The sequence below is a fragment of the Kitasatospora sp. CB01950 genome (assembly GCF_001905465.1).
Classification (GTDB): Bacteria; Actinomycetota; Actinomycetes; order Streptomycetales; family Streptomycetaceae; genus Kitasatospora.
The window spans coordinates 311712-337405 of sequence record NZ_LISX01000007.1 but is presented as its reverse complement, the minus strand read 5'-3'; the positions used below and the strand labels follow the sequence as shown (position 1 = coordinate 337405).

The following is a 25694-nucleotide window of genomic DNA, read 5'->3' as shown; positions in this document are numbered from 1 at the left end:
CAAGGTCGGCGACCTTGGAATTGAAGGAGAAGTGCCCCGAGTGGGATTCGAACCCACACCGGACGGTGTTTGAGACCGTTGCCTCTGCCGATTGGGCTATCGGGGCCCAGCGGTTCGAAGGTCAAACCCCCCACCGTGGTGAACCAAACATACCGTGTCTGGGTAGGCTCGTGCATGCAGCACCCCGCCGGACCGAGGAGCCCCGTGAGCACCGCCGACGAGCAGGCCCAGCCGCTTGACACCGACTCGCCCCAGATCACCCGAATCGTCATCGCCGAGGACGAGGCACTGATCCGCCTCGATCTCAAGGAGATGCTGGAGGAGGAGGGCTACACCGTCGTCGGTGAGGCCGGTGACGGCGAGACGGCGGTCCGGCTGGTCGAGGAGCTCAAGCCCGACCTGGCCATTCTGGACGTCAAAATGCCGGTGCTGGACGGCCTGTCCGCCGCCGAGCGGATCCACGAGCAGCACCTCGCCCCGGTGCTGATGCTCACCGCCTTCTCGCAGCGCGAGCTGGTCGACCGGGCCCGCGACGCCGGCGCGATGGCGTACATCGTCAAGCCGTTCAGCAAGAGCGACCTGGTGCCGGCGATCGAGATGGCGGTCTCCCGCTACACCGAGATGCGCACCCTGGAGGAGGAGATCGCGGACCTCTCGCAGCGCCTGGAGACCCGCAAGCTGGTCGACCGGGCGAAGAGCGTGCTGCAGACCAAGTTCGGGCTGAACGAGCCCGCCTCGTTCCGCTGGATCCAGAAGACCTCGATGGACCGCCGGATGACCATGGCCGCCGTCGCCGAGGCCGTGATCGAGGAGGGCGCCGCCCAGGACCGCAAGAAGGCGGAGACGGCGGAGAGTTGACCGCGCACACGAGTGCCCCCGTCGGATTCCCGGCGGGGGCACTCGCGGTGGTGACGTACCGTCAGTCCTCGCCCAGGTAGGCGCGGCGCACCGTGTCGTCGCGCAGCAGCTCCGCGCCGGTGCCGGAGAGGGTGATCTCGCCGGTGGTCATCACGTACGCGCGCTCCGACAGCGACAGCGCGGCCTGCGCGTTCTGCTCCACCAGCAGGATGGTGGTGCCCGAGGCACGCAGCTCGACGATGGTCGCCATGATCTTCTGCATCATCAGCGGCGACAGGCCCATCGACGGCTCGTCCAGCATCAGCAGCTTCGGACGGGACATCAGCGCCCGGCCCATCGCCAGCATCTGCTGCTCGCCGCCGGACAGCGTGCCCGCGGCCTGCTTGCGGCGCTCGGCGAGGATCGGGAACAGCGTGCAGGCCCGCTCCACGTCCTGTGCGATGCCCGCCTGGTCGCGGCGCAGGAACGCGCCCAGCAGCAGGTTCTCCTCGATGGTCATCCGGGGGAAGATGTGCCGGCCCTCGGGCGAGTGCGCCAGGCCCAGCGCGACGATCTTGTGCGCGGGCACCGTGTCGATCGCCGAGCCCTCGAAGAGGATCTTGCCCGCGGTCGGCCGGAGCAGCCCGGAGAGCGCGCGCAGGGTGGTGGTCTTGCCCGCGCCGTTGGTGCCGATCAGGGTGGTGACCTCGCCCTGTTCGACGGTGAAGCTGATGCCCTTGACGGCCTCGATCTTGCCGTAGGCGACGCGAAGGTCCTCGACCTCCAGCAGAGCGGTCACTGGTCGGCCTCCGTTGCGGTGGTGGTTCCTTCGAGCGGCTCGCCCAGGTACGCGGCGACGACCCGCTCGTCGTTCTGGACGGTCTCCCGGTCGCCCTCGACGATCTTCTGGCCCTGCACCAGCACGGCGGTGCGGTCGCACAGGTTGAAGATGAACTTCATGTCGTGCTCGATCACCAGCACCGCGATCCCGAGGTCCCGGATCGCGAACACCAGCTCCTCGGCGGCCCGGGTCTCCTGCGGGTTCATGCCCGCGGTCGGCTCGTCGAGCAGCAGCAGGCCGGGCTCGGAGGCCAGCGCCCGGGCGATCTCCAGCTTGCGCTGCTCGCCGTAGGGCAGGTTGCGGGCCAGGTGCTCGGACTTCGCGGCCAGGCCGCAGAACTCCAGCAGCTCCATGGCCCGTTCGCGGCTCTCCTGCTCGGCCCGCCGGTAGCCGGGGCCGCGCAGGATCGCCGAGAACAGGCCCTCCTTGGTGCGGGTGTGCCGGCCCACCAGGACGTTCTCCAGCACCGTCATGTTGGAGAACAGCCGGATGTTCTGGAAGGTCCGGGCGATGCCGGCCTCGGTGACCAGGTGCGGCTTGGGCGGCAGCACCCGGCCCTTGTACGTGACGGTGCCCTCGGTCGGGACGTACAGCCCGGTCAGGCAGTTGAAGAAGGTGGTCTTGCCGGCGCCGTTCGGGCCGATCAGACCGACGATCTCGCCCTGCCGGACCGTCAGGTCCACCTGGTTGACGGCGGTCAGGCCGCCGAAGCGCATGACCACGCCGGAGGCTTCCAGGACGGGTTCGGCGAGCGGTGCGGGCGCGGTGTCGGTGGTCATGGTGCTCACGCCCCTGCCTTCGTGAGTGCGTCGTCGACCGGGCCGCCCTGTGCGGGCACGTCGGCCTCGTGGAACTCCAGCTGCTGCCGCCGGTTGGGGATCAGACCCTCCGGGCGGAAGCGCATCAGCAGGATCAGCGCGATGCCGAACGCCAGCAGCTGGTAGGACTGCAGGAACTGGAGCTTCGCCGGGATCAGGAACAGCAGCGCCGCGCCGACCAGCGGGCCGGAGATGGTGCCCATGCCGCCGAGGATCACCGCGGCCAGCAGGAATGCCGAGTTCGGCGGCACCGGCCCGGCGAACTGGTACTGGTCGGGCGAGACCGCGCCCGACACGTGCGCCTGCACGGCACCGGCCAGACCGGCCAGCGTGGCGCCCAGCGCGAAGGCGATCAGCTTCACCCGGAAGCCGTTGATGCCCATCGCCTCGGCCGCCGTCTCGTCCTCGCGGATCGCCACCCAGGCGCGGCCGATCCGGGAGTTGGCGACCCGGCCGAACACCACCACGACGATCGCGGTGACCACCAGCATCAGCAGCAGGTAGTTGCCGAACTTGCCGAGCTGCACCGGGCCGAAGTCGTGCGGCTGGCCGAAGTCGAAGCCGAACAGGTTGACGTCCGGGATCGCCGCGATGCCGTTCGGGCCGTTGGTCAGGCTCGGGCCGGACTTGCCGTCCAGGTTGTTCATGCCGATCCGGAAGATCTCACCGAAGCCGAGCGTGACGATCGCCAGGTAGTCGCCGCGCAGCCGCAGCGTCGGGGCGCCGATCACCACGCCGAAGACCAGCGCGGCCAGCGCGCCGATCAGCGCCGCGACCGGGAACGGCACGTGCACGCCGCGGAACACCGAGTACGGCGAACCGGAGACCAGCGCCGCCGCGTACGCGCCGACGCCGAGGAAGGCCACGTAGCCGAGGTCGAGCAGGCCGGCCAGGCCGACCACCACGTTCAGGCCGAGCGCCACCGTCGCGAAGATCAGGATGTTCGCGCCGATCAGCACGTACGTCTCGCCGCTCTGGGTGAACGGGAACGCGCCCGCGGCGGCGAACGCCGCGCCGGTGGTCACCGCCCGGTGCCGGACGGTCAGTTCGCGCAGCCGGGCGATCACGCCGGAGGACAGCAGCGCCGCGGTGCCGAACACCACCAGCAGCAGGAAGCCGATGAACAGCTCGCCGTACTCGGTGGAGATGCCGAACTCGACCACGCCCAGGCCGACCGCGAACACCGCGGTGATCACCAGGATCTCCGCCCAGGACGGCAGGGCGCGGGCGGCGGGCAGCGGCCGCTCGATCCGGCCGATCCGCAGCCAGGCGTTCAGCAGCAGCCACAGCTTGAAGCCGACGATGCCGGCCGGCAGCGCGACGAAGAACCACAGGTTCTCGGTGACGATCGGCCGCACCCCGGTCGGGACGGCGTTCAGCGCCCAGCCCTCGCCGAGGCCGTACCGCAGCACGGCGGCGACGGCGGCGACCAGGTACCACCACCAGGCCACGGCGGGCTGCTGGACGGCGGTGCGGCGGTCCAGCGGCAGGCCGAGCGCGCCGACCACGGCGAGCAGCGAGCCGACCGCGGAGACCCAGCCGCCCGGGTCGAGGTTGACCAGGCCGTCGAGCTGGACGGTGATCGCGATCACCGAGTACCAGCAGACCGCGAGGGTGCCGAGGGCGGCGAACAGCACGCCGTTGTTGCTGCCGGACGGGCTCAGCCGGCGTAGGCCCGGCAGCGCGCGCGAGGCGAGCGCCAGCAGCACCGTCAGCAGGCCGCCGGCCAGCGCCAGCCACTGCAGGCCGGCCGGGGAGCCGTAGTAGGTGAGGTCGCCGGGGAACGCGTCGGTCCACGTCCAGGACATCGCCGCGGACGCGGCGGCGAGCACCCCGCCGGCCACCGTCGCGGCGAGCGCCGCAGTGCCGGGAAGACGCAGAACGGGCGTCGTCTCGTGGGAAGTTGTGGTCATGCTGCTCACGCCCGATCCGCGACGCGCTCGCCGAGCAGACCCTGTGGCCTGACCAGCAGCACGACGATCAGCAGGACGAACGCCCACACGTTGGCCCAGGCGCCGCCGCCGAGCTGGTGCATGCCGGGGACGTTCTGGATGTACGCGGTGGCCAGCGATTCGGCGATGCCGAGGACCAGCCCGCCGAGCATCGCGCCGTAGATGTTGCCGATGCCGCCCAGGACGGCGGCGGTGAAGGCCTTCAGGCCGGCGATGAAGCCCATCATGAAGTCGACCTGGCCGTACCGCAGTCCGTGCGCCACGGCCGCGATGGCGGCGAAGGCCGCGCCCAGCGCGAAGGCGATCACGATGATGCGGTCGGTGTTGATGCCCATCAGCTTCGCGGTGTCCGGGTCCTGCGCGGTCGCCTGCATGGCCCGGCCGGTGCGGGTGAAACGCACGAAGGAGGCCAGGATCAGCATGCACAGCGGAGCGGCGGCCAGCAGGAACAGGTCGTTGCGCTGGAGGTTGAACAGGCCGAGGTCGACGGTGTCGCCCTGGAACTGCGGGAAGGTGATGGCCTTCTTGGCGCCCGGGTAGAACGCCCAGACCACCTGCTGCAGGGCGATGGACAGGCCGATCGCGGTGATCAGCGGGGCCAGCCGGGGAGCGCCGCGCAGCGGCCGGTAGGCGAACCGCTCGGCGGCGGTGGCGGTGAGGACGGAGGCGATCACCCCGCCCAGGATCATGACCGGCAGGGCCAGCCAGAGCGAAGTGCCGTGCGGCAGCGCCGCGAAGGCGGTCAGGGCCCCGAAGCCGCCGATCATGAAGATCTCGCCGTGGGCGAAGTTGATGAGTTGGACGATGCCGTAGACCATCGTGTACCCGATGGCGATCAGGCCGTACATCAGGCCGAGCATCAGCCCATTGGCCAGATTTTGCGGCAGTTCGTGCACCGCGGGCCTCCGTGGTTAGGGGTATGAGGAGGCGGGGGGCACTTGTGGCGCCCCCCGCCGGACAGCGGCTGGTGCAGGAAGAGATCAGCCGGTGTAGGTGCCGGTCTTGATCGGCTTCCAGTCGGGGCCCTTGACGGTGTACACGGTGAGCTGCTTGTTGGTGGTGTCGCCGTACTGGTCGTAGGAGACCTGGCCGCCGACGCCGGTGAAGCTCACCTTGGCCATCTCGGCCAGCACCTTGGTGCGCAGGTCGTCGGGCACCTTGCCGCCGTTGTGCTCGACCGCGGCCTTGACGGCCTGGATGATCGACCAGGCGGCGTCGTACGAGTAGCCGCCGTACGCGGAGTAGCCGTCCTTGTAGCCGGCCGCGGTGTAGTCGGCGATGTAGGCCTTGGCGGAGTCCAGCTGCTCGACCGGGGCGCCGACCGAGGTGGCCAGGTCGCCCTCGCTGTTGTTGTTGGAGAGCTTGATGAACTCGGGGTCGACCAGGCCGTCGCCGCCCATCAGCGGGATCTTCGCCCCGGCCTTCTTGATCTGGTCGGAGAGCGGGCCGCCCTCCGGGTACTCGCCGCCGTAGTACACCGCCTCGGCGCCGGAGGAGGCGACCTTGGTGGCGACCGCGGAGAAGTCCTTGTCGTCGGGGCTGATGTGGTCGGTGCCGACCACGGTGCCGCCGAGCTTCTTGAACTCGTCCTGGAAGATGGCCGCCAGGCCCGCGCCGTAGGTCTTCTTGTCGTCGAGGACGTAGACCTTGGTCTTCTTGGCGTCGTTGAACATGTACTGGGCGGCGTACCGGCCCTGCACGAGGTCGGTGGTGGCGGTGCGGAAGTACGTGGGGTACGGGCGGGTGTACTTGCCGCTGGTCCAGTCCGGGCCGAGCGAGAGGTCCGGGGTGGTGTTGGAGGGGGAGATCTGGGTCAGCTTGCCGTCGCTGAAGATCTTCTGCATGGTCAGCGAGACGCTGGAGTTCAGCGGGCCGACCACGCCGACGACGTCCTTCATGCCCACCAGGGCGGTGGCGTTCTGGCCGCCGGTGTTCGGGTTGCCCTGGTCGTCCTTGGACTCCAGGGCGAAGGTGACGCCGGGGACCAGGTTCTCCTTGTTGGCCTTCTTGACGGCCAGGTCGGTGGAGTTCTTGATGCCCAGGCCCAGCGCGGACAGCTTGCCGCTGAGCGGGGCGTCCACACCGATGACCACCTTGGTGGTGCCGCCCGCGTTTTCGGAGCCGGACTTGGCGCCGCGCGAGCCACAGGCCGACAGGGTGAGCGCTCCGGTAACTGCAATGGTCACGACAAGCAGTGAGCTCTTTCGCACGACGAGTGGTCTCCTTCTGCAATGGAAGACACGCGCCCAGGGCTGGCGGTGCCGGAACGCTTCGACCGAGCCCGGTAATCGGACAGCCGGTGACTGGGCGTGACTCTAGACCGGGCGCGGCGGCTCGGGCAGAGGGGTGAGAGGGCTGTGATTCTCTTGTTATGACCACGCCGGAAGTTGATCTCAGATCGTGGTCGAGAAACCGCAGGTGGGGCTGGAGATTCCGGTCCCTGTCAGGCGGGGGGAATGGTTGACGTTCCCAACTCCCTGGTGGCACACGGAAACTCCGCTTATCGAACAGCGGTGTCCGCAATCGTCGGGCTGGTCGTCGGCGTCCGATTATCGGGTGCGTCGCAGGTGGCGTGCAGCGCCACGGACAGGTCGCGGGCGTACGCGTCGCCCAGGATCTGGCTGACCGTCTGCATCCCGCGAGCGTTACGCAGCGTGACATCCAGCTCGGGCTGCGCGGCGTCCGCCGGGGCGGTCGGACAGTCCGTCACCCGCAGGCCGACCCGCAGTGAGATGGTCTGACCCGGTGGCACCGTCTGCGGCAGCCAGCCCGACACCACCACGGACAGGCCGCGGTAGCCCTGGCTCACGCCCAGCACGTCCACCGGCGCCGGGCCGGTGTTGTGCACCGTCAGCGACAGTGCGAGCGAGTCCTCCCAGGCCGGCAGCCGGCCCCCGTACTCGAAGCGGACGGACTGCGAGGGGAACGGAACGTTCGGCAGCGGGGCCGAACTCGCTGCGGCAGCAGACCTGTTGATCGCGTGACGCACGGTCAGCAGCAGGGCCAGCAGGATCAGAACGGCTGCCAGCAGGGCCTTCACGCGGCCGCTCAGCAGGCGTGGCGGTTGCTCGGTGTACAGCCTCAGCTGCGTCCAGGTGCCCTCGCCCGGCTCCACCGGGCCGAGGAACCCCCCTGGCTCGCCCGTCGGTTCTGCGGACATGGCGGCGCCCCCTCGTCCAGCCGAGAGTGCCCCTGTCGGGGAGCGGCCAAACCCAGGGGGCGCGTGGGGAGTTGAGACATTCGGGCCCCTCCGGGGGGAACCCGTTCGACGGCCCGCTCCGGGGCCCGTCCGGAGGTCTACAGGTCGCGCAGCATGCAGGTCAGCCGGCAGCTGGTGATCCGGCGTCCGGTGTCGTCCGTCACCGCGATCTCGTAGGTCGCCGCGGTGCGGCCCTTGAACACCGCCGTCGCCACGCCCGTCACCAGGCCGGAGGTGGCCGAACGGTGGTGGGTGGCGTTCAGGTCCACGCCCACCGCGTACCGGCCCGGGCCCGCGTGCAGCATCGCGCCGATCGACCCCAGCGTCTCCGCCAGCGCCGCCGACGCCCCGCCGTGCAGCAGTCCGTACGGCTGCTGGTTGCCCTCCACCGGCATGGTGCCCACCACCCGGTCCGGGGAGGCCTCGACGATGGTGATGCCCAGCTTCTCGCCCAGGTGCCCGCCCGAGAAGGTCTCCGGGCTCACCCCCAGCTTCGCGAAGTGGTCCAGCACGTCCTGGGGCACGTTCAGTACGGGCGCCGCGTCGGTCATGGTGCTCCTGTTCGGGGTTCACTCCGTTGATGCGCGTCGATCGTACGACTGTCTACCCGTCGGTAGGCAGGTGCTCCGCGCCGCGCCGGGGGATGTCGGCCCCGGGCCCTAGGATCGGGGACGGCAGTGCAATCCGGCAGGAACGGGACGTGACGTGGCGACACAGGGTGCGAGCAAGAGTGCGGCCGGCCGGCCCCGGCTGATGCTGCTGGACGGGCATTCGATGGCCTACCGGGCCTTCTTCGCCCTGCCGGTGGAGAACTTCTCCACCACCACCGGCCAGCACACCAACGCGGTGTACGGCTTCACCTCGATGCTGGTCAACACCGTCCGGGACGAAGCGCCCACCCACCTCGCAGTGGCCTTCGACCTGTCCCGACAGACCTTCCGCGCCGCCGAGTTCCCCGAGTACAAGGCCAACCGCGCCAAGACGCCCGACGAGTTCCGCAGCCAGATCCCGCTGATCGGCGAACTCCTCGATGCCATGCGGATCCCGCGGATCACCGCCGAGAACTTCGAGGCCGACGACATCATCGCCACCCTGGCCACCGCCGCCGCGGCCGAGGGCTTCGAGGTCCTCATCGTCACCGGCGACCGGGATTCGCTGCAACTGGTCAACGAGCACGTCACGGTGCTCTACCCGACCAAGGGCGTCTCGGAGATGAAGCGCTACACGCCCGAAGCGGTCGCCGAGAAGTACGGCGTGCGCCCGGACCAGTACCCCGACCTCGCCGCGCTGCGCGGCGACCCGTCCGACAACCTGCCCGGCATCCCCGGCGTCGGCGAGAAGACCGCCGCGAAGTGGGTCAACCAGTTCGGCTCCTTCGAGGAGTTGGTCGAACGCGCGGACGAGGTCAAGGGCAAGATCGGCGAGAAGCTGCGCGAGCACCTCGACTCCGTCAAGCGCAACCGGGTCCTCACCGAGCTCGTGCGGGACGTCGAACTCCCGCTCACCGTCCCGCAGTTGGAGCGCACGCCGTTCGACCGGGAGGAAATCGCCCGGCTGATGGAGGCGTTGGAGTTCCGCAACCCCAACTTCCGCGACCGGGTGGCCGGCATCGACCCGGCCGACGCCGAGAGCGCCGCCGTCGAGATGCCCACCGGCCCCGCCGTCGAGGGCGACCTGCTCACCGTCCCCGGCGCGCTCACCGCCTGGCTGGAGGAGCACACCGGCAAGGGCGGACGCACCGCGCTCGCCGCCGACTACGAGTGGGCCCTCGGCAGCGGCCGGGTCAAGCAGGTCGCGCTCGCCACCGGCACCGCCGCCGCCTGGTTCGACCCCGCCGCACTGGAGGAGGACGACGACCGGGCGTTCACCGCCTGGCTCGCCGACGCCGACCGCCCCAAGGCCCTGCACATCGCCAAGCAGGTCATGCGCGCCTTCGCCGAACAGGGCTGGCAGTTCGCCGGCGTCAGCGCCGACACCGCGCTCGCCGCCTACCTGGAGAAGCCCGGCCGCCGCACCTTCACCCTCGACGTCCTCGCCGAGGAGTACCTGGCCCGCTCGCTCGCCCCCGCCGCCGCGCAGGCCGAGACCGGCCAACTCAGCTTCGACTCCGACGAGCCCGACCCGACGGCCGGCGCCCAGGCCCTGATGACCGAGGCCCGCGCCGTCCACGACCTCGCCGAACTCTTCGACACCCGGCTCGACGAGGTCGGCGCCGCCAAGCTGTTCCACGACATGGAACTGCCCATCGCCGAACTGCTCGCCCGGATGGAGCGCTACGGCATCGCCGCCGACCGCGCCTGGCTGCAGGGCCTGGAGGCGCAGTTCGCCGCCGAGATCCAGCGCTGTGTCGAAGAGGCGCACGCCGCCGCCGGCCGCGAGTTCAACCTCGGCTCGCCCAAGCAGCTCCAGGAGATCCTGTTCGGCGACCTCGGCCTGCCCAAGACCAAGAAGATCAAGACCGGGTACACCACCGACGCCGACGCCCTCACCTGGCTCGCCACCCGGACCGACAACGAACTGCCGGTCATCCTGCTCCGCCACCGCGACCAGGCCAAGCTGCGCACCACCGTCGAGGGCCTGCTCAAGACCGTCTCCCCGCAGGGCCGCATCCACACCACCTTCAACCAGATGGTGGCCGCCACCGGCCGGCTCTCCTCCCAGGACCCGAACCTGCAGAACATCCCGGTCCGCACCGAGGAGGGCCGCGCCATCCGCCGCGCCTTCGTGGTCGGCGAGGGCTACGAGTCGCTGCTCACCGCCGACTACTCGCAGATCGAACTGCGCATCATGGCGCACCTCTCCGAGGACGAAGCCCTGCTCGAGGCCTTCGCCTCCGGCGAGGACCTGCACACCACCGTCGCCTCCCAGGTCTTCTCGGTCGCCCCCGACGCGGTCGACGCCGAGATGCGCCGCAAGATCAAGGCCATGTCGTACGGCCTCGCCTACGGCCTGTCCGCGTACGGCCTCTCCCAGCAGCTCGGCATCAAGCCCGCCGAGGCCCAGGGCCTGATGGACACCTACTTCGAGCGCTTCGGCGGCGTCCGCGACTACCTGCACAACGTGGTCGAGGAGGCCCGCGCGGTCGGCTACACCGAGACCCTGCTCGGCCGCCGCCGCTACCTGCCCGACCTCACCAGCGACAACCGCCAGCGCCGCGAGATGGCCGAACGGATGGCCCTCAACGCCCCCATCCAGGGCTCCGCCGCCGACATCGTCAAGATCGCCATGCTCCGGGTCGACGAGGCCCTGCGCGCCGCCGGCCTCACCTCCCGGATGCTCCTCCAGGTGCACGACGAAATCGTCCTCGAACTCGCCCCCGGCGAACGCGAGCAGGTCGAAACCCTGGTCCGCGCACAGATGGCCGCCGCCTACCCGCTGCGCGCCCCGCTCGACGTCTCCGTCGGCGTCGGCGCCAACTGGGAGGCTGCCGCGCACTGAGCCCTCACCGGCCCGGGCGGCGGCCCCTGCAGACGGCTAAATCGTTTGCAGGGCCCCGCCCGGGGCTCGGAGACTGGCCGAATGACTGATCAACTTCCCACTCCCACCGCCACGTTCGCCGACAAGCCGACACTGGAGGGGGAGCGGATCGTCCTCCGGCCGGTCAACGCCGAGGAGGACCTTCCCTGGCTGCGCGTCATGCTCGACGACCCGGACGTACTGCGCTACACCTCGCCCGTGTACATGCCCGTCGCGCCCGAGTGGGACGAGGCGATGGAGAAGCGCATCGTCGAGTGGTACTCCACGCGCAACGAGCAGACCGACCGACTCGACCTGATCATCGTCGACAGGTCGACCGGCCGCGGCGTCGGCGAGATCGTCCTCAACGAGTGGGACGAGGCCAACCGCTCCTGCAACCTGCGCATCTGCATCGGCCCCGACGGCCGCGACCGCGGCTTCGGCACCGAGGCCGTCCGGATGGCCACCGACCACGCCATCCGCGCCATCGGCCTGAACCGGGTCTCGCTGGGCGTCTACGCCTTCAACGGGCGCGGCCAACGGGCCTACGAGAAGGCCGGGTTCAAGGTCGAGGGCGTCCGCCGACAGGTGCTGCGGTACGGCGACGAATGGATCGACGACATCGACATGGCCGCCCTCGCGGAGGACTGGCGGTAGGGCCTGTCCGGCCCCGGTCACCTGCGCGGGTTCGCCCGGCGGGTGGGCTCGGCCGTCGTCGGGTCCTCCGGCCAGGGGTGGCGGGGGTAGCGGCCGCGCAGGTCGGCGCGGACGGCGCGGTAGCCCTCGCGCCAGAACGCGGCCAGGTCGCCGGTGACGGCGGCCGGGCGGCCGGCGGGGGAGAGCAGGTGGACGGTGAGCGGGGCGCGGCCGTCGGCGAGGGCCGGGGCGGCGTCCCAGCCGAACAGCTCCTGGAGCTTGACGGCGAGGACGGGCCGGTCGCCCGTGTAGTCGACCCGGATCCGGCTGCCGGTGGGCACGGTGATCCGCTCCGGGGCGAGCTCTTCCAGCCGGCCCGCCTGGCCGCTCGCCCACGGCAGCAGGCGTTGCAGCGCGGCGGCGGTGTCGATCCGCTCCAGGTCGGCGCGGCGGCGGGCCCGGGAGAGTTCCGGCTCCAGCCACTGCTCGGCGGCGGTCAGCAGCGCGGCGTCGCCCACGTCCGGCCACACCCCGCGCAGGGTGCGGTGCAGGAAGGCGAGCCGCTCGCGCAGCCCCGCCGCAGCGGGCGGCCAGCTCAACAGCGCGGACACGCCCTCCCGTTCGAGACCGGTCAGCAGCGCCTCGCGGACCAGCGCCGGATCGGGCGAGGCCAGCGGCACCGCGGCGAGCTCGACCGCGCCGAGGGTCTCCACCCGACGGGCCGTCACCTCCCGCTGCCGGGCCGACCAGCCGACCTCCTCCCGCCCGTCCAGCAGCGGCGCGCCCGCCCGGCGGGCCGTCGCCTCGTCGATCGCCACCGCCCGCAGCACCCGCGCCGACGGCGAACCGGCCGGACGGTCGGCCACCGCGATCGCCAGCCACCCGCCGGCCGGCAGCCGCGAGCCGCCCTGCACCTGGGCGGCCGTCCCGGAGGCCATCAGGTACGCGCCGTCGCCGCCCTCCCGGGCCCTGGCCAGCCGCTCCGGGTACGCCAGGCCGACCACCAGCCCGGCCGCGGCGGCGTCGGAGAGGCCGCCCTCCCGGTGCTGTTCCAGGCCGCGCTCCAGCCGGCGGGTCTCCTCCTTCCACCGGCGCGCGTACGGGTCGTCGCCCTGCCTGACGGTGCGCCAGATCTGCGCGAGGTCGTCGCCGAGGGCGCGCGGCGGCTCCTCGGAGAGCAGCGCGACCAGCTCGGCGGCACGCCGACGGCCGACGGCCGCGGCGCCGTCCAGCAGCGCGCGGGCGAGGCGGGGGTGCAGGCCGGTGCGGGCGATCGTCCGGCCGCGGTCGGTGGGGCGGCCGTCGGCGTCCACCGCGTCCAGTGCGCGCAGCGTGTCGCGGGCGGCGGCCATCGCCCCGGCGGGCGGCGGGTCGGGGAGGGTGAGGCCGGCGGCGTCCGGGTCGCCCCAGCAGGCGGCCTGCAGGGCGAACGCGGTCAGGTCGGCGAGCGCGATCTCGGGCGTGGGGAAGCGGGCCGCGCGGGCATCCTCCACCTCCGCCCAGCAGCGGTACACCGTGCCCGGGGCCTCGCGGCCGGCCCGGCCGGCCCGCTGCCGGGCGGCGGCCAGCGAGGTGCGGACGGTGACCAGCCCGGACAGGCCGCGGGCGTGGTCGGTGCGCGGCTCCCGGGTCAGCCCGGAGTCCACCACCACCCGCACGCCCGGTACCGTCAGCGAGGACTCGGCGACCGAGGTGGCCAGCACCACCCGCCGCGCGGCGCCCGGCGCGAGCGCCGCGTCCTGCACGGACTGCGGCGCCTGCCCGTGCAGCTGCAGCACCTCGACGCCGGCCAACTGCCCGGCCACCCGGGCGATCTCACCCACGCCCGGGAGGAAGCACAGCACGTCCCCGGTGCGCTCGGCGAGCGCCCGGCGGACCGTCGCCGCGACGTGCTCCAGCAGCGCCGGATCGACCCGCGTCCCCTGCGGCGGACGGACCGCGGCCGGCGGCGGCGCCCACACCGTCGCCACCGGGTGCGAGACGCCCTCGGCGGCCACCACCGGTGCGCCGTCCAGCAGTTCGGCCCAGGCGCCGGTGTCGGCGGTCGCCGAGGCCAGCAGCAGCCGCAGCTCCGGGCGGAGCGCCGCCCGGACGTCCAGCAGGAACGCCAGCGCGGTGTCCGCGTCCAGGTGCCGCTCGTGGCACTCGTCGAGCACCACCGTGTCCACGCCCGGCAGTTCGGGATCGCGCTGCAGACGCTGCAGCAGGACGCCGGTGGTGACCACCTCGACCCGGGTCTCCGGGCCGACCCGGCGCTCGCCGCGCACCGTGAACCCGACCCGGCCGCCGACATGCTCGCCCAGCAGCCAGGCCATCCGCCGGGCCGCCGCCCGCACCGCCAGCCGGCGCGGCTCGGCGACCAGCACCCGGCGCGGCGGGCCCGGGAAAGCGTCCAGCAGGCCCGCCAGCGCCAGCGGCACCAGCGTCGTCTTTCCGGTGCCGGGCGGCGCGGACAGCACCGCCGCGCCGTGCTCCTCCAGCGCCGCCGCGAGCGGCAACAGCGCGGTGCGGACGGGCAGTTCGAGCCCCCCGGCGCGCACCGTCAGCCGTTCCGGCGGGCGACGAAGATCGCCGTCCCGGGGATGTGCCGGCCGCGCAGCGGGCTCCAGCCGCCCCACTCCTGCTCCAGCTCCTCCGGCCACTCCGGCTCGATCAGGTCGACCAGCGTGAACCCGGCCCCGACCAGCTCCCGCACCCGGTCGCCCACCGTCCGGTGGTGCTCGACGTACGTCGCCACGCCCTGCTCGTCCTGCTCCACGTACGGCGTCCGGTCGAAGTACGAGGACGACGCGGTCAGGCCCTCCTCGCCCGGCTCGTCCGGGAACGCCCAGCGGATCGGGTGCGTCACCGAGAACACCCACCGCCCGCCCGGCCGCAGCACCCGGTGCACCTCGCGCATCAGCCGCGCCGTGTCCGCGCTGAACGGCACCGCGCCGTACGCCGAGCACGCGTGGTCGAACGAGCCGTCCGCGAACGGCAGCACCGCGCCGTCCGCCTGCACCACCGCGACCGGCTCCAGGCCGCGGCCCAGGTCGAGCCGCCGCGAGTGCTGCAACTGCCGGTACGAGATGTCCAGCGCCACCGGCCGGGCGCCCTGCGCGGCCAGCCAGCGCGAGCACTGCGCCGCGCCCGAGCCGATCTCCAGCACGTCCGCGCCCTTCAGCGCCGCCGGCTCGCCGAGCAGCCGCACCTCGGCCTCGTCCACGCCCTCCGGGCACCAGGTGAACCGGTCGTCGCCCAGGAACTCCCCGTGCTCGTCCTGGTACTCGTCCGCGTTCCGGTCCCACCAGTGCCGGCTCGCCCGGCTCGACTCCACCTCCCCGGCCTCCCTCCGGAGCGCCTCGTCGCCGTCCTCGTCCTGCTCGGCGTCGCCCTGGTAGGCGCTCGGAACGTCGTACTCGGCGGGGTCGTAGTCGCGGGGCTCGATGGGACCGGGGGTGGTGGAGTGGGTCATGGAATCCGTCACGTAAGGTATGGGATGCGGAAGCGCCGCTGCCGCGGAGCCGGTCCCTGGCGGGATCGGGTCGGGCCGTGGCATCCGGGGAGTAGGGCCGGTGTTCGAGCCGCCGCGAGGTGCGCCTTCGGAGAATATGGCCTGATCCGTCCCGGCCTCTACCGGTCTCGCCGACTTCGGCATTGACCGTGTCCGGGTGTCCCCGTATGCTACAAGTTGCGCTGCGGGCCTGCGCGCCTCGGACGGAGCAGGTCGCGCTCGCATCTGTCGAAGACCCCACGGTCGTCAGACGGACACCGGGATTCCCGTTGACGGAATCGTTTCGGTGGCCGCTTTCTGGCCTGTACGGCTTTCGGTGGGAGCGATCAGGGCCCTCCGCGTGGCATTACTACGACTTCATGTCCGTACCGGAGCCCTTTTCCTAATGACGAGCCCCACCGACACCTCTGTCAGCACCACCCCGCAGGTTGCGGTCAACGACATCGGCGACGCCGAGGCCTTCCTCGCCGCCATCGACGAGACCATCAAGTACTTCAACGACGGCGACATCGTTGAGGGCGTCATCGTGAAGGTCGACCGTGACGAGGTGCTCCTCGACATCGGTTACAAGACCGAGGGTGTCATCCCGTCCCGCGAGCTCTCGATCAAGCACGACGTCGACCCCCACGAGGTTGTCGCGGTCGGCGACAACATCGAGGCCCTGGTTCTCCAGAAGGAGGACAAGGAGGGTCGCCTGATCCTGTCCAAGAAGCGCGCGCAGTACGAGCGCGCCTGGGGCACGATCGAGAAGATCAAGGAAGAGGACGGCATCGTCACCGGTACCGTCATCGAGGTCGTCAAGGGTGGTCTCATCCTCGACATCGGCCTCCGCGGCTTCCTCCCGGCCTCGCTGGTCGAGATGCGTCGTGTCCGCGACCTCCAGCCCTACGTGGGCAAGGAGCTCGAGGCGAAGATCATCGAGCTGGACAAGAACCGCAACAACGTGGTCCTGTCCCGCCGTGCCTGGCTCGAGCAGACCCAGAGCGAGGTCCGCCAGACCTTCCTCACCACCCTGCAGAAGGGCCAGGTCCGCTCCGGCGTCGTCTCCTCGATCGTCAACTTCGGTGCGTTCGTGGACCTCGGCGGCGTCGACGGTCTGGTGCACGTCTCCGAGCTGTCCTGGAAGCACATCGACCACCCGAACGAGGTTGTCGAGGTCGGCCAGGAGGTCACCGTCGAGGTTCTCGACGTCGACATGGACCGCGAGCGTGTCTCCCTGTCGCTGAAGGCGACCCAGGAGGACCCGTGGCAGCAGTTCGCCCGTACGCACCAGATCTCCCAGGTCGTGCCGGGTAAGGTCACCAAGCTGGTTCCGTTCGGTGCGTTCGTCCGCGTGGACGAGGGCATCGAGGGCCTGGTCCACATCTCCGAGCTGGCCGAGCGCCACGTCGAGATCCCGGAGCAGGTCGTCCAGGTCGGCGACGAGATCTTCGTCAAGGTCATCGACATCGACCTCGAGCGTCGTCGCATCAGCCTCTCGCTGAAGCAGGCCAACGAGTCCCTCGGTGCCGACCCGGCGTCGGTCGAGTTCGACCCGACCCTGTACGGCATGGCTGCCTCGTACGACGACCAGGGCAACTACATCTACCCGGAGGGCTTCGACCCCGAGGCGAACGACTGGCTGCCCGGCTTCGAGAAGCAGCGCGAGGAGTGGGAGCGGCAGTACGCCGAGGCCCAGTCCCGCTTCGAGCAGCACCAGGCCCAGGTCATCAAGTCCCGCGAGGCGGACGCGGCTGCTGCCGCCGAGGCCGGCGAGGAGGCCCCGGTGTCCGGTGGCGGCTCGTACTCCTCCAGCAGCGACGAGGGCTCGGGCGCGCTGGCGTCCGACGAGGCGCTTGCCGCTCTGCGGGAGAAGCTGGCCGGTGGCCAGAGCTGAACGCTCTCGCTTCGGAGTAGCTGACTGCTGACTCAACAGGGACCCCCTGTCCAGGCTTGCCTGGGCGGGGGGTTCCTGTTTTTGCGCCCGCAGTCGCGTCCCGTCACGTCCCGTCGCGTCCCGTCGTGTCCCGTCGCGTCGAAGGGTGGGAACGGAGGAGCTTAAGTGGCGTTTATGTGAAGGGAATTGTGAGATGAGGCTCATCGTCCGGCTATAGAACGTTTGGGTGGTCGCGCATACCTTGGGGTCAGTTGTCCGAAAGGCTCCCCGCATGCGCAGCTCTCGCTCCAACGCAGTAGCAGAGGTCCAGGTTTCCCAGGTTCGTGGCCGGTCGGCCGCGCTCGGGCGGGTGTGTTTCCGGCACCGGCGTTGGGTGCTGGGGGTGTGGGCGGCGGTGCTCGTGGTGGGGGTGCTGATCGGCGGGCGGGTGTTCGAGGGCTCGGTGGCGGGGACCGGCGGTGGTGGGTCGGAGTCGGCGCGGGGGGCGGCGGTGGTCCAGGCCGCGGACCCGGCGCAGGGCACCGTGACGGCGGTGGTGGACGGTCCGCAGGTGGCGGACGAAGGCGTCAAGTCGGCCGTCCAGCAGGCGAGTTCCGAGGTGGCGAAGCTGCCCGGCGTCCTCTCGGTGGCGGACACGTACTCGACGGGCGGCCGGCTGAGCGCGGACGACGGCAGGGCGTCGCTGGTGAGCGTGCGGATGGCGGACGGCGCGTCGGCGAAGCAGCTGAGCGCGGTGACGGACCGGCTGGAGCGGATCACCGCGGACGGCGCGCACACCGTGGTCGGCGGCGATCTCGTGCTGCAGCAGGAGGTGAAGGACCAGACCGCGAAGGACACCCGCTTCGGGGAGATCGTGACGCTGCCGCTCACCCTGATCGTGATGGTGCTGGTGTTCGGTGGGCTGGCCGCGGCGGGTCTGCCGGGGATCGGGGCGGTGGCGTCGGTGGGCGGCGCGCTGCTGGCGATGTTCGGGTTCAGCCGGATCATGGACATCGACACCAGCGTTCTGCCGATCGCGACGGTGCTGGGCCTGGGCCTGTCGATCGACTACGCGCTGCTGATGGTGAACCGTTTCCGCGAGGAACGCGGCCTGGGCGCGACGATCGCGCAGGCGGTGGAGCGGACGTCCGCGACGGCCGGCCGGACGGTGGCGTTCTCGGGGCTGACGGTGGCGGTGGCGCTGAGCGGCCTGTTCGTGTTCACCAGCCCGGTGTTCCGGGCGGTCGCGGTGGCCGGCGTGAGCGTGGTGGTGATCGCGGTGGCGGCGGCGTTGACGCTGATTCCGGCGCTGCTGGGCTTCATGGGCCGGCGGATCAAGGCGCCCGGCGGGCCCGTGCCGGACGAGGGGTTCTTCTCGCGGACGGTGCGCCGGGTGCAGCGGCGGGCGGTGCCGGTGATGCTGGCCTGCGTGGCGCTGCTGCTCGCGGCGGGCGCGCCGTTCCTGGGCTCGCACTTCCGCAACTCGGGCGCCGAGGTGCTGCCGAAGAGCTTCGCGTCCCGGCAGGTCGCCGAGACGGTGCAGGAACGTTTCCCGGCGCAGGTCCCGGCCCCCGTTCAGGTGGTCGTCGAGGGGACGCCGCAGCAGGCGCAGCACTACGCGGACACCGTGGTGGCGAGCCTGCCGGGCGTGTCGGGGGTGCGGGCCGTGACGCCCGTCTCGGACGGGGTGCAGACCGTGGACGTCCTGGTGAAGGGCGACCCGCAGGGCGCGGAGGCCGAGCGGGTGGTCGCCGAACTGCGCGATCACCGCGGCGGCCTGGAGACGTCCGTGACGGGGGACGCGGCGTCGCTGGTGGACTTCCGGCACGAGATCGACTCGCGCGGGCCGTGGGCGCTGGGCCTGGTCGCGGCGGGGACGCTGGTGCTGCTGTTCATGATGACCGGCTCGGTGGTGCTGCCGGTCAAGGCGCTGCTGATGAACGTGCTGTCGCTGGGCGCGTCGCTGGGGGCGCTGACACTGGTGTTCCAGCACGGCTACTTCAGCGGGCTGCTCGGGTTCACCCCGACCGGCGGCCTGGAGACGGTGATCCCGGTGCTGGTGTTCGCCTTCGCGTTCGGGCTGTCGATGGACTACGAGGTCTTCCTGCTGTCCCGGATCAAGGAACTCCACGACCAGGGCCACGGCTGCCTGCGCTCGGTGGAGCTGGGCCTGCAACGCAGCGGTCGGATCATCACCTCGGCCGCGCTGCTGATGGTGATCGTGTTCGCCGGGTTCGCCTTCGGGCAGATGCTCATGGTCAAACAGATGGGCATCGCGCTCGCCGTCGCCGTCGCCGTGGACGCCACCCTGGTGCGCACCCTGCTGGTGCCCGCCACCATGTCGCTGTTCGGCCGCCTCAACTGGTGGGCGCCCGCCCCACTGCGCCGCCTGCACGGAATCATCGGCCTCAGCGAGCACGTCGAACTGCCGCCGCTGCGCCCGCTGACGCTGCCCGTGGCGCTGCCCGCCCCGCGCCTGCCCAAACAGCCGGGGTTTGCGCCTGCCCCCTAGTCTGGGCGGTATGCGACTGACGAAGTACGGCCATGCCTGCGTCCGCATCGAGCACGCGGAGGGGGCGGTGCTGATCGATCCCGGCATGTTCACCGGCCCGGACGTGGTGCGCGGGGTGAGCGCGCTGCTGATCACGCACGAGCACGCCGACCATTTCACCGAGGAGCAGGTGCGGGCCGCCGTCGAGGCCAACCCGGGGCTGCGGGTCTGGACCAACCGCTCGGTGGCCCGGCAGCTGGAGGGCATCGGCACGCGGGTGACGGTGGTCGGCGACGGCGACGCGTTCGAGCTGGACGGGCTGCCGGTGACGGTGCACGGCGAGTGGCACGCGGAGATCCACCCGGACATCGAGCGGATTCCGAACATCGGCTTCCTGCTCGGCGGCCGGGTCTTCCACCCGGGCGACGCGCTGACCGTCGCGCCGGACACCGTCGACACGCTGCTGCTGCCGATCGGCGCGCCCTGGGTGAAGGTCGGCGAACTGGTCGACTACCTGCGCGACGCCCGGCCCCGGCAGGCGGTGGGCATCCACGAGGCGACCCTCAGCGAGGCCGGGCAGGCCGTGCACGGGCGGCTGCTCGGCCCGCAGGGGCCCGGCACCGGCGGCGTGGAGTACCGGATGCTGGGCGCCGGCGAGTCCGTCGACCTGTCCTGACGTCCGGTCAGTGCACCGTCGCGGCGGCCGTGAACGGGCGGCCGTCGAGCGTCCAGTGCGGGTCGGGGGCGATCTCCAGCGCCGCGTACACCTGCGCCGCGACGTCGGTGTGGTGCAGCGGGCCGACCGGCGCGCCCGGGGTGATGCCGGGGCCGAACGCGGCGATCCACGCGGTGCGTTCGAGTTCGCTGCGGCCGCCGTGGCCGCCCGCGTCGACGTGCCCGTGGTCGGTGACGACGACGACGGTCCACTCCTCGGCGGCGTACGTGGGCCGCTCGCGCAGGGCGGCCAGCAGGCGGCCGAGGCGGACGTCGGCGGCCTCGATCGAGCGGCGGTAGTCCTCGCCGCAGCCGCGGAAGTGCGCGGTCTCGTCCACCGCGCCGAGGTAGACGAAGGACGCCTGCGGGTCGTCGTCGGACCGGGCGAGCACGTACTCGGCCTCGGCGGTGACCCGCTCGTCGCAGACCTCCCACGCCTCCGGGGTGTCCTCCAGCGGCGCGATGTACGAGAGCCGGCCGGGCGCGTTGAACAGCGGGCCGCCGTCGCGGGCCAGGAACAGCGGCTCCCAGCCGCCGACCGCGAAGGTGCGGCGGCGGTGCGTCTTGGCGAGGCGGGTGGTGAAGTCCGGGAACACGTCGAGGCGGTGGCCGCCGAAGTGGTTGCCGAGCACGCCGTGCTTGGCGACGCCGACGCCGGTGGCGATGGTCGCCCAGCACGGGCCGGACATCGTCGGCGTGGCGTCGTCGACCTCGACGCGGCCGAGGAAACCGGCGGCGGCGACCGCGTCCAGGTGCGGGGTGCGCAGCTCGGGCAGCAGGTCGAGACGGACGCCGTCGATGCCGACGACCAGGACCCGGCGCGGGCCGGCGGGCCAGTTGCTGGACACGGGTGTGCTCCGATCGTTCGAGGGTGGGGCAGGTGTTCGTCGGCACCCTAACCGGGGAATTGGCCTCGCAGAGCTGTACGGACAACTCGTCCCGGACGCCCCTTGGGCGGGCCTCCCCGGAATTCCCGCGAAGTTACCCTTGCGGCCGTCCGGCGTTCGCTCCGGGCGGGCCCCTCCGAGCGCCCCGGTACGGACCGGTAACCTGACTCGCATGCTGAGGATCGGACTGACGGGCGGAATCGGCGCGGGCAAGAGCGAGGTCTCCCGCCAACTCGCCGCGCTGGGCGCGGTGATCATCGACTCGGACCTGATCGCCCGCGAGGTGGTCGCCCCCGGTACACCCGGACTGGCCGCGGTGGTCGCCGAGTTCGGCCCCGAGGTGCTGCTGCCCGACGGCGCCCTCGACCGCCCCGCCCTCGGCCGGATCGTCTTCACCGACCCGGCCCGCCTCGCGGCCCTCAACGCGATCGTCCACCCCCTGGTCCGGGCCCGATCCGCCGAACTGGAGGCCGCCGCCGGCCCCGACGCGATCGTCGTCCACGACGTCCCCCTCCTCGCCGAGAACGGCCTCGCCCCCCTCTACGACCTGGTCGTCGTCATCGACGTCCCCGACGCCGAACGCCTCCGCCGCCTCACCGCCCTCCGCGGCATGCCCGAGGACGAGGCCCGCGCCCGCATGTCCGCCCAGGCCACCCGCGAGGCCCGCCTCGCCGTCGCCGACCTGGTCCTCGACAACAGCGGCACCCTCGACCGACTCACCACCCGCGTCCACGACCTCTGGCACCAACTGGAACTGCGCCGCGCCTGACCGGTCGCCGGCGTCGCCCTTCTCGACGGGTGGGACGGCGCCGAAGAGGATGGGGGCATGTCCCTTGTCTTCGTCAACTACCGCACGGGCGACGAGGAAGCGGTCGCCGCGCTGCTCGACCACGGGCTGTCGCACCGGTTCGGCAGCGAGCGGGTGTTCCGGGCCTGCAAGTCCATCGCGCCCGGCCGCTGCTACCCGCAGGAGCTGATCGCCGCGGTGCGGTCCTGCCCGGTGCTGCTCGCGGTGATCGGGCCGCGCTGGTTCGACGTCCGGGGCCGGGACGGGCGTGCCGCGGTGGAGGACCCGGAGGACTGGCCGTGCCGCGAGATCGCCGAGGCGTTCGCGGCGGGCGCGCTGGTCGTCCCGGTGCTGGTCGGCGCCACCCCGAGGCTGCGCCCCGAACGCCTCCCCGAGCCGCTCGCCGCCCTCGCCCACTGCCAGTACCGGCGGCTGGACCTGCGCACCTCGCACGCCGACCTGACCCGGATCGCGGACGAACTCGCCTGCCTGGTGCCCGAACTGGCCGACGTGGACGAGGTGTGCGCGAGGTGCCGGTCGGTCAGTCCCCCGTGGCCGTCGGGAGGGTGGTTTCCGGGCGGCCCCAGTCGGACCAGGAGCCGTCGTAGACGGTGGGGGTGGGGTGGGTGGTGAGGTGGGCGGCGAAGGCGAGGATGCAGGCGGTGACGCCGGAGCCGCAGGTGGTGACGAGGCGGGGGCGGTGGGCGGTGGCGGCGGCGAGGCGGGCGTGCAGGTCGGGGAGGGGGAGGTAGCGGCCGTCGGGGGTGAGGAGTTAGGTGAAGGGGAGGTTGGCGGAGCCGGGGAGGTGGCCGCGGCGCAGGTGCGGGCGGGGTTCGGGGGCGTCGCCGGTGAAGCGCTCGCGGGAGCGGGCGTCCAGGACGGTGGTGCCGGGGTCGGCGAGGGCGGCGGCCACGGCGTCCCGGTCGATCAGCAGGCCGGGGCGCGGGCGGGCGGTGAAGTCGCCGGGGGAGTACGGGAGTTGCTCGGAGGTGACGGGGTGGCCGGCGGCCTGCCAGGCGGGCAGTCCGCCGTTCAGGACGGCAGCGCGGTCGAAGCCCATGGCGCGCAGCATCCACCAGGCGCGCGGGCTGGAGTAGGTCCCGGCGCCGTCGTAGAGGACGAGGGTGGAGCGGTCGTTGACGCCGAGGGCGCGCAGTTCGCGCTGGAAGTCGGCGGCCGGGGGCATGGTGTGCGGCAGTTCGGAGGCCGGGTCGGAGAGCGGGCCGTCGATGTCGAACGGGCGGGCGCCGGGGATGCGGAGCGCGGCGTGGCGGTGCGCGCCGAGGCTCGCGTCCAGGACCACCAGGTCGGGGTCGGCGAGGCCGTCGGCGAGCCAGGAGGGGTCGACCAGGGGCGGCGGCAGTGCGGTCACGGGACAGCCTCCGGAGGTGGGGGAGGCAAGAATGATCGCACTGCCGCCGGACGGCCGGTGACGCGGTGTCAGGGCTTGCGGGCGACGCCGGCCCAGATGGCGACCTGGTCGTCGGTGTCCTGCGGGGCCTGGTCGGGACGCCACTGCGGGGCGGTGACCAGACCGGGTTCGAGCAGTTCCAGGCCGTCGAAGAAGCGCAGCACCTGCGCGTGGGAGCGCATGGTGAGCTGGGCGGTCGCGGAGCGGTACACGGCGGGGCCCTTCGAGGCGTGCTCCGCGTCGTCGATGAAGTCCGCGGTGCCGTGCGAGAGCGCCAGGAAGCTGCCGGAGGGCAGGGCGTCGACCAGGGTGCGGACGACGGCGTACGGGTCGTCCGCGTCGTCGATGAAGTGCAGGATCGCGAACAGCATCAGGGCGACCGGCCGGTCGAGGTCGAGCAGGTCGCGGACGGCGGGGTCGGTGAGGATCGCCTTCGGGTCGCGCAGGTCGGCCTGCAGGACGCTGACGCTGCCCTGCTGCGCGCCGGCCAGCAGGGCCCGGCCGTGGACCAGCACGATCGGGTCGTTGTCCAGGTAGGCGATCCGGGCGGCGGGGTCGACGGACTGGGCGATCTCGTGGGTGTTGCCCGCGGAGGGGATGCCGGTGCCGATGTCGAGGAACTGGCGGACGCCCTCCTCGGCGGCGAGGGTGCGCACCGCGCGCTGCAGGAAGGCGCGGTTGGCGAGCGCGCTGATCCGCACCAGCGGGCTGAGCGCGAGCACCTTCTCGGCGGCGGCCCGGTCGGCGGGGAAGTTGTCCTTGCCGCCCAGGTAGTAGTCGTACATCCGGGCCGGGTGCGGGACCTCGGGGCGCAGCTCGGCGGACGGCGGCGGACTCTGGGCGCCGGACATCCAGTCGAGCGAGATCTCCTGATGATCGGTCATATCCGGCCCCCCGTTGATGGAACACGCTTTCGGGGCAGCATAGACGGCCGGGAAACCGGTTCGACGACGGATGGCCGAAACCGGTCCCCGGCGGCCAGGCTAGCGCCCGGGTCCGACAGCCGGGCCGTCGTCAGAGTCGGCGCTCGGGTCCGACCACCGGCTCCGGCCCGTCGTCCGGGTCGCGGGTGAGCAGGTAGCGGGCGCCGGGCCCGGCCGCGGCGGCGCGGTCGCCGGCGTTGTACAGCGCGCAGCGGCTCATGGAGAGGCAGCCGCAGCCGATGCAGCCCGTCAACTTGGCTTTCATCATTTGGAGTTCGGCGATCTGCCGGTCGATGCGGTGCTGCCAGGTGCTGGCCACGGAGTGCCAGTCGCGGGGCGTGGGCGCACGGTCCTCGGGCAGTCGGGCGAGCGCGGTGCGGACCTCCTCCAGGGAGAGGCCGACCTGCTGGGCGGCCCGGACGAAGGCGATCCGGCGCAGCGCGGCGCGCGGGTAGCGGCGCTGATTGCCGGTGGTGCGCTCGGAGTGGATCAGGCCGAGGCTCTCGTAGTAGCGCAGCGCGGAGGTGGCGAGGCCGCTGCGCTCGGCGAGTTGGCCGATGGTGAGGCGGTCGTGCCGGGAGGGCGTCATGCCCCGGAACACTACCGGCGCGCGCCCTTGACCTGAAGCGGGCTTGAAGTTGGATGCTCGGTGGCATGACGAGCGAAACAGCGCACACTCCCGGCCGCCCCGCCGGCCCGGGCTGGGCCGACCTGCCGCACCTGATGTCGGTGATGACCGGCGACGAGAAGCACTCCCCGGCCGCGACCTCCACCCTGGACGCGCTCTGGGTGCTCTACGACCGGGTCCTGAAGGTCGGCCCGGCCACCGTGGACGCGGCCGACCGGGACCGCTTCCTGCTGTCCAAGGGCCACGGCCCGATGGCGTACTACGCGGTGCTGGCCGCCAAGGGCTTCTTCCCGGTGGAGCTGCTGTCCAGCTTCGGGTCGTACGACTCGCCGCTCGGCCACCACCCGGACCGGCTGCTGGTGCCCGGCGCGGAGATCGGCTCCGGCTCGCTCGGGCACGGGCTGCCGCTGGCCGTCGGGACGGCGCTGGGTCTGCGGGCGCAGGGCCTGGACGCCCCGGCGGTGTGGGTGCTGGTCGGGGACGCCGAGTTCGACGAGGGCAGCAACCACGAGGCGGTGGCGTTCGCCGGCGCGTACGGCCTGGAGCGGCTGCACGTCGTGGTGATCGACAACTCTTCCGCCACGCACGGCTGGAACGGCGGCATCGCGGCCCGGTTCGCGGGCGAGGGCTGGTCCGCGGCCACCGTGGACGGCCGCGACCACGAGGAGCTGTACCGGGCGTTCACCGCCCCGCACCCCGGCCGCCCGCACGTGGTGGTCGCCCGCGTCGAACCCAAGGACTGACAGGCCAAGAACCGTCAGCCCGA

General features: G+C 72.1%; 22 protein-coding genes and 1 tRNA gene. 9 read left to right on the top strand and 14 right to left on the bottom strand.

What is annotated here, in order from left to right:
* Positions 1–32: 32 nt before the first annotated feature.
* Positions 33–106: transfer RNA gene (locus tag AMK19_RS20115), tRNA-Leu, on the bottom strand.
* 98 nt (positions 107–204) lie between these two features.
* Here AMK19_RS20115 and AMK19_RS20110 point away from each other — a divergent pair.
* Complete coding sequence (locus AMK19_RS20110; protein WP_073813607.1) at positions 205–858, top strand: ANTAR domain-containing response regulator; 654 nt, start codon at positions 205–207, stop codon at positions 856–858.
* Positions 859–919: 61 nt separating this feature from the next.
* Here the strand turns inward: AMK19_RS20110 and AMK19_RS20105 are convergent, their stop codons facing one another.
* The 7 genes from AMK19_RS20105 to AMK19_RS20075 all read right to left on the bottom strand — a co-directional run bounded on the left by AMK19_RS20105 (position 920) and on the right by AMK19_RS20075 (position 8198).
* Positions 920–1636 carry an ABC transporter ATP-binding protein gene (locus AMK19_RS20105; protein ID WP_073813605.1) on the bottom strand — a complete coding sequence of 239 codons (717 nt, stop codon included), beginning with the start codon at positions 1634–1636 and terminating at the stop codon, positions 920–922.
* Complete coding sequence (locus AMK19_RS20100) at positions 1633–2457, bottom strand: ABC transporter ATP-binding protein (protein WP_073813846.1); 825 nt, start codon at positions 2455–2457, stop codon at positions 1633–1635. Before AMK19_RS20100 ends, AMK19_RS20105 begins: the two co-directional genes overlap by 4 nt.
* A gap of 5 nt (positions 2458–2462) precedes the next feature.
* Entirely contained in the window at positions 2463–4409 is a 1947-nt protein-coding gene (locus AMK19_RS20095) for a branched-chain amino acid ABC transporter permease (RefSeq protein ID WP_073813844.1), read from the bottom strand.
* Positions 4410–4414: 5 nt separating this feature from the next.
* Positions 4415–5344 (bottom strand): branched-chain amino acid ABC transporter permease, encoded by a 930-nt coding sequence (locus AMK19_RS20090; protein ID WP_073813603.1) that lies wholly within the window; start codon positions 5342–5344, stop codon positions 4415–4417.
* Positions 5345–5428: 84 nt separating this feature from the next.
* Positions 5429–6658, bottom strand: coding sequence for a branched-chain amino acid ABC transporter substrate-binding protein (locus tag AMK19_RS20085; RefSeq protein ID WP_073813601.1), 1230 nt, complete (start codon positions 6656–6658; stop codon positions 5429–5431).
* A gap of 290 nt (positions 6659–6948) precedes the next feature.
* A complete protein-coding gene (locus AMK19_RS20080) occupies positions 6949–7608 on the bottom strand; it encodes a hypothetical protein (protein ID WP_143200304.1) in 660 nt (219 codons plus the stop codon).
* A gap of 137 nt (positions 7609–7745) precedes the next feature.
* A complete protein-coding gene (locus AMK19_RS20075; RefSeq protein ID WP_073813597.1) occupies positions 7746–8198 on the bottom strand; it encodes a PaaI family thioesterase in 453 nt (150 codons plus the stop codon).
* Positions 8199–8400: 202 nt separating this feature from the next.
* On the opposite strand from AMK19_RS20075, the gene polA reads away from it, so the two are divergent.
* Entirely contained in the window at positions 8401–11085 is a 2685-nt protein-coding gene (gene polA, locus AMK19_RS20070) for a DNA polymerase I (RefSeq protein ID WP_443135028.1), read from the top strand.
* Between the two features lie 81 nt (positions 11086–11166).
* A complete protein-coding gene (locus tag AMK19_RS20065) occupies positions 11167–11760 on the top strand; it encodes a GNAT family N-acetyltransferase (RefSeq protein ID WP_073813593.1) in 594 nt (197 codons plus the stop codon).
* A gap of 17 nt (positions 11761–11777) precedes the next feature.
* Here AMK19_RS20065 and hrpB read toward each other — a convergent pair whose 3' ends face one another.
* Positions 11778–14279: an ATP-dependent helicase HrpB gene (gene hrpB, locus AMK19_RS20060; protein WP_073813591.1), complete on the bottom strand. Its 2502-nt coding sequence runs from the start codon at positions 14277–14279 to the stop codon at positions 11778–11780.
* A 2-nt stretch (positions 14280–14281) separates the two neighbouring features.
* On the bottom strand, positions 14282–15277 hold the full coding sequence (locus tag AMK19_RS20055) for a class I SAM-dependent methyltransferase (protein WP_443135026.1): 996 nt from the start codon (positions 15275–15277) through the stop codon (positions 14282–14284).
* Between the two features lie 340 nt (positions 15278–15617).
* Between AMK19_RS20055 and rpsA the strand changes: the two genes are divergently transcribed.
* From rpsA to AMK19_RS20040, 3 genes are all read left to right on the top strand, one after another.
* Positions 15618–17108 (top strand): 30S ribosomal protein S1, encoded by a 1491-nt coding sequence (gene rpsA, locus AMK19_RS20050; RefSeq protein ID WP_073813589.1) that lies wholly within the window; start codon positions 15618–15620, stop codon positions 17106–17108.
* A gap of 373 nt (positions 17109–17481) precedes the next feature.
* Positions 17482–19599, top strand: a complete 2118-nt coding sequence (locus AMK19_RS20045; protein ID WP_198953376.1) for an MMPL family transporter — start codon at positions 17482–17484, stop codon at positions 19597–19599.
* Between the two features lie 10 nt (positions 19600–19609).
* Entirely contained in the window at positions 19610–20254 is a 645-nt protein-coding gene (locus AMK19_RS20040) for an MBL fold metallo-hydrolase (protein WP_073813585.1), read from the top strand.
* 7 nt (positions 20255–20261) lie between these two features.
* Here AMK19_RS20040 and AMK19_RS20035 read toward each other — a convergent pair whose 3' ends face one another.
* Positions 20262–21140, bottom strand: coding sequence for an alkaline phosphatase family protein (locus tag AMK19_RS20035; protein ID WP_073813583.1), 879 nt, complete (start codon positions 21138–21140; stop codon positions 20262–20264).
* 211 nt (positions 21141–21351) lie between these two features.
* On the opposite strand from AMK19_RS20035, the gene coaE reads away from it, so the two are divergent.
* Both coaE and AMK19_RS20025 read left to right on the top strand, forming a co-directional pair.
* Entirely contained in the window at positions 21352–21948 is a 597-nt protein-coding gene (coaE, locus tag AMK19_RS20030) for a dephospho-CoA kinase (protein WP_073813581.1), read from the top strand.
* A 57-nt stretch (positions 21949–22005) separates the two neighbouring features.
* Positions 22006–22599, top strand: a complete 594-nt coding sequence (locus tag AMK19_RS20025) for a TIR domain-containing protein (RefSeq protein WP_073813579.1) — start codon at positions 22006–22008, stop codon at positions 22597–22599.
* 139 nt (positions 22600–22738) lie between these two features.
* Here AMK19_RS20025 and AMK19_RS20020 read toward each other — a convergent pair whose 3' ends face one another.
* The 3 genes from AMK19_RS20020 to soxR form a co-directional block, all read right to left on the bottom strand.
* Positions 22739–23338, bottom strand: coding sequence for a sulfurtransferase (locus AMK19_RS20020; protein ID WP_241844491.1), 600 nt, complete (start codon positions 23336–23338; stop codon positions 22739–22741).
* A gap of 68 nt (positions 23339–23406) precedes the next feature.
* Positions 23407–24261: an SAM-dependent methyltransferase gene (locus AMK19_RS20015; RefSeq protein ID WP_083647104.1), complete on the bottom strand. Its 855-nt coding sequence runs from the start codon at positions 24259–24261 to the stop codon at positions 23407–23409.
* 130 nt (positions 24262–24391) lie between these two features.
* A complete protein-coding gene (soxR, locus tag AMK19_RS20010) occupies positions 24392–24889 on the bottom strand; it encodes a redox-sensitive transcriptional activator SoxR (protein ID WP_073813577.1) in 498 nt (165 codons plus the stop codon).
* 65 nt (positions 24890–24954) lie between these two features.
* Between soxR and AMK19_RS20005 the strand changes: the two genes are divergently transcribed.
* Positions 24955–25671 carry a thiamine pyrophosphate-dependent enzyme gene (locus AMK19_RS20005; RefSeq protein ID WP_073813575.1) on the top strand — a complete coding sequence of 239 codons (717 nt, stop codon included), beginning with the start codon at positions 24955–24957 and terminating at the stop codon, positions 25669–25671.
* The last annotated feature ends 23 nt before the right edge of the window (positions 25672–25694 follow it).

Excerpts from the sequence above, each read along its gene's own strand:
- rpsA (WP_073813589.1), top strand. The coding sequence starts at position 15,618 with ATGACGAGCCCCACCGACACCTCTGTCAGCACCACCCCGCAGGTTGCG.
- AMK19_RS20080 (WP_143200304.1), bottom strand. The coding sequence starts at position 7,608 with ATGTCCGCAGAACCGACGGGCGAGCCAGGGGGGTTCCTCGGCCCGGTG.
- AMK19_RS20040 (WP_073813585.1), top strand. The coding sequence starts at position 19,610 with ATGCGACTGACGAAGTACGGCCATGCCTGCGTCCGCATCGAGCACGCG.
- AMK19_RS20065 (WP_073813593.1), top strand. The coding sequence starts at position 11,167 with ATGACTGATCAACTTCCCACTCCCACCGCCACGTTCGCCGACAAGCCG.
- AMK19_RS20075 (WP_073813597.1), bottom strand. The coding sequence starts at position 8,198 with ATGACCGACGCGGCGCCCGTACTGAACGTGCCCCAGGACGTGCTGGAC.
- AMK19_RS20015 (WP_083647104.1), bottom strand. The coding sequence starts at position 24,261 with ATGACCGATCATCAGGAGATCTCGCTCGACTGGATGTCCGGCGCCCAG.
- AMK19_RS20095 (WP_073813844.1), bottom strand. The coding sequence starts at position 4,409 with ATGACCACAACTTCCCACGAGACGACGCCCGTTCTGCGTCTTCCCGGC.
- coaE (WP_073813581.1), top strand. The coding sequence starts at position 21,352 with ATGCTGAGGATCGGACTGACGGGCGGAATCGGCGCGGGCAAGAGCGAG.
- AMK19_RS20100 (WP_073813846.1), bottom strand. The coding sequence starts at position 2,457 with ATGACCACCGACACCGCGCCCGCACCGCTCGCCGAACCCGTCCTGGAA.
- soxR (WP_073813577.1), bottom strand. The coding sequence starts at position 24,889 with ATGACGCCCTCCCGGCACGACCGCCTCACCATCGGCCAACTCGCCGAG.
- AMK19_RS20005 (WP_073813575.1), top strand. The coding sequence starts at position 24,955 with ATGACGAGCGAAACAGCGCACACTCCCGGCCGCCCCGCCGGCCCGGGC.
- AMK19_RS20025 (WP_073813579.1), top strand. The coding sequence starts at position 22,006 with ATGTCCCTTGTCTTCGTCAACTACCGCACGGGCGACGAGGAAGCGGTC.
- AMK19_RS20055 (WP_443135026.1), bottom strand. The coding sequence starts at position 15,277 with ATGCCACGGCCCGACCCGATCCCGCCAGGGACCGGCTCCGCGGCAGCG.
- polA (WP_443135028.1), top strand. The coding sequence starts at position 8,401 with ATGCTGCTGGACGGGCATTCGATGGCCTACCGGGCCTTCTTCGCCCTG.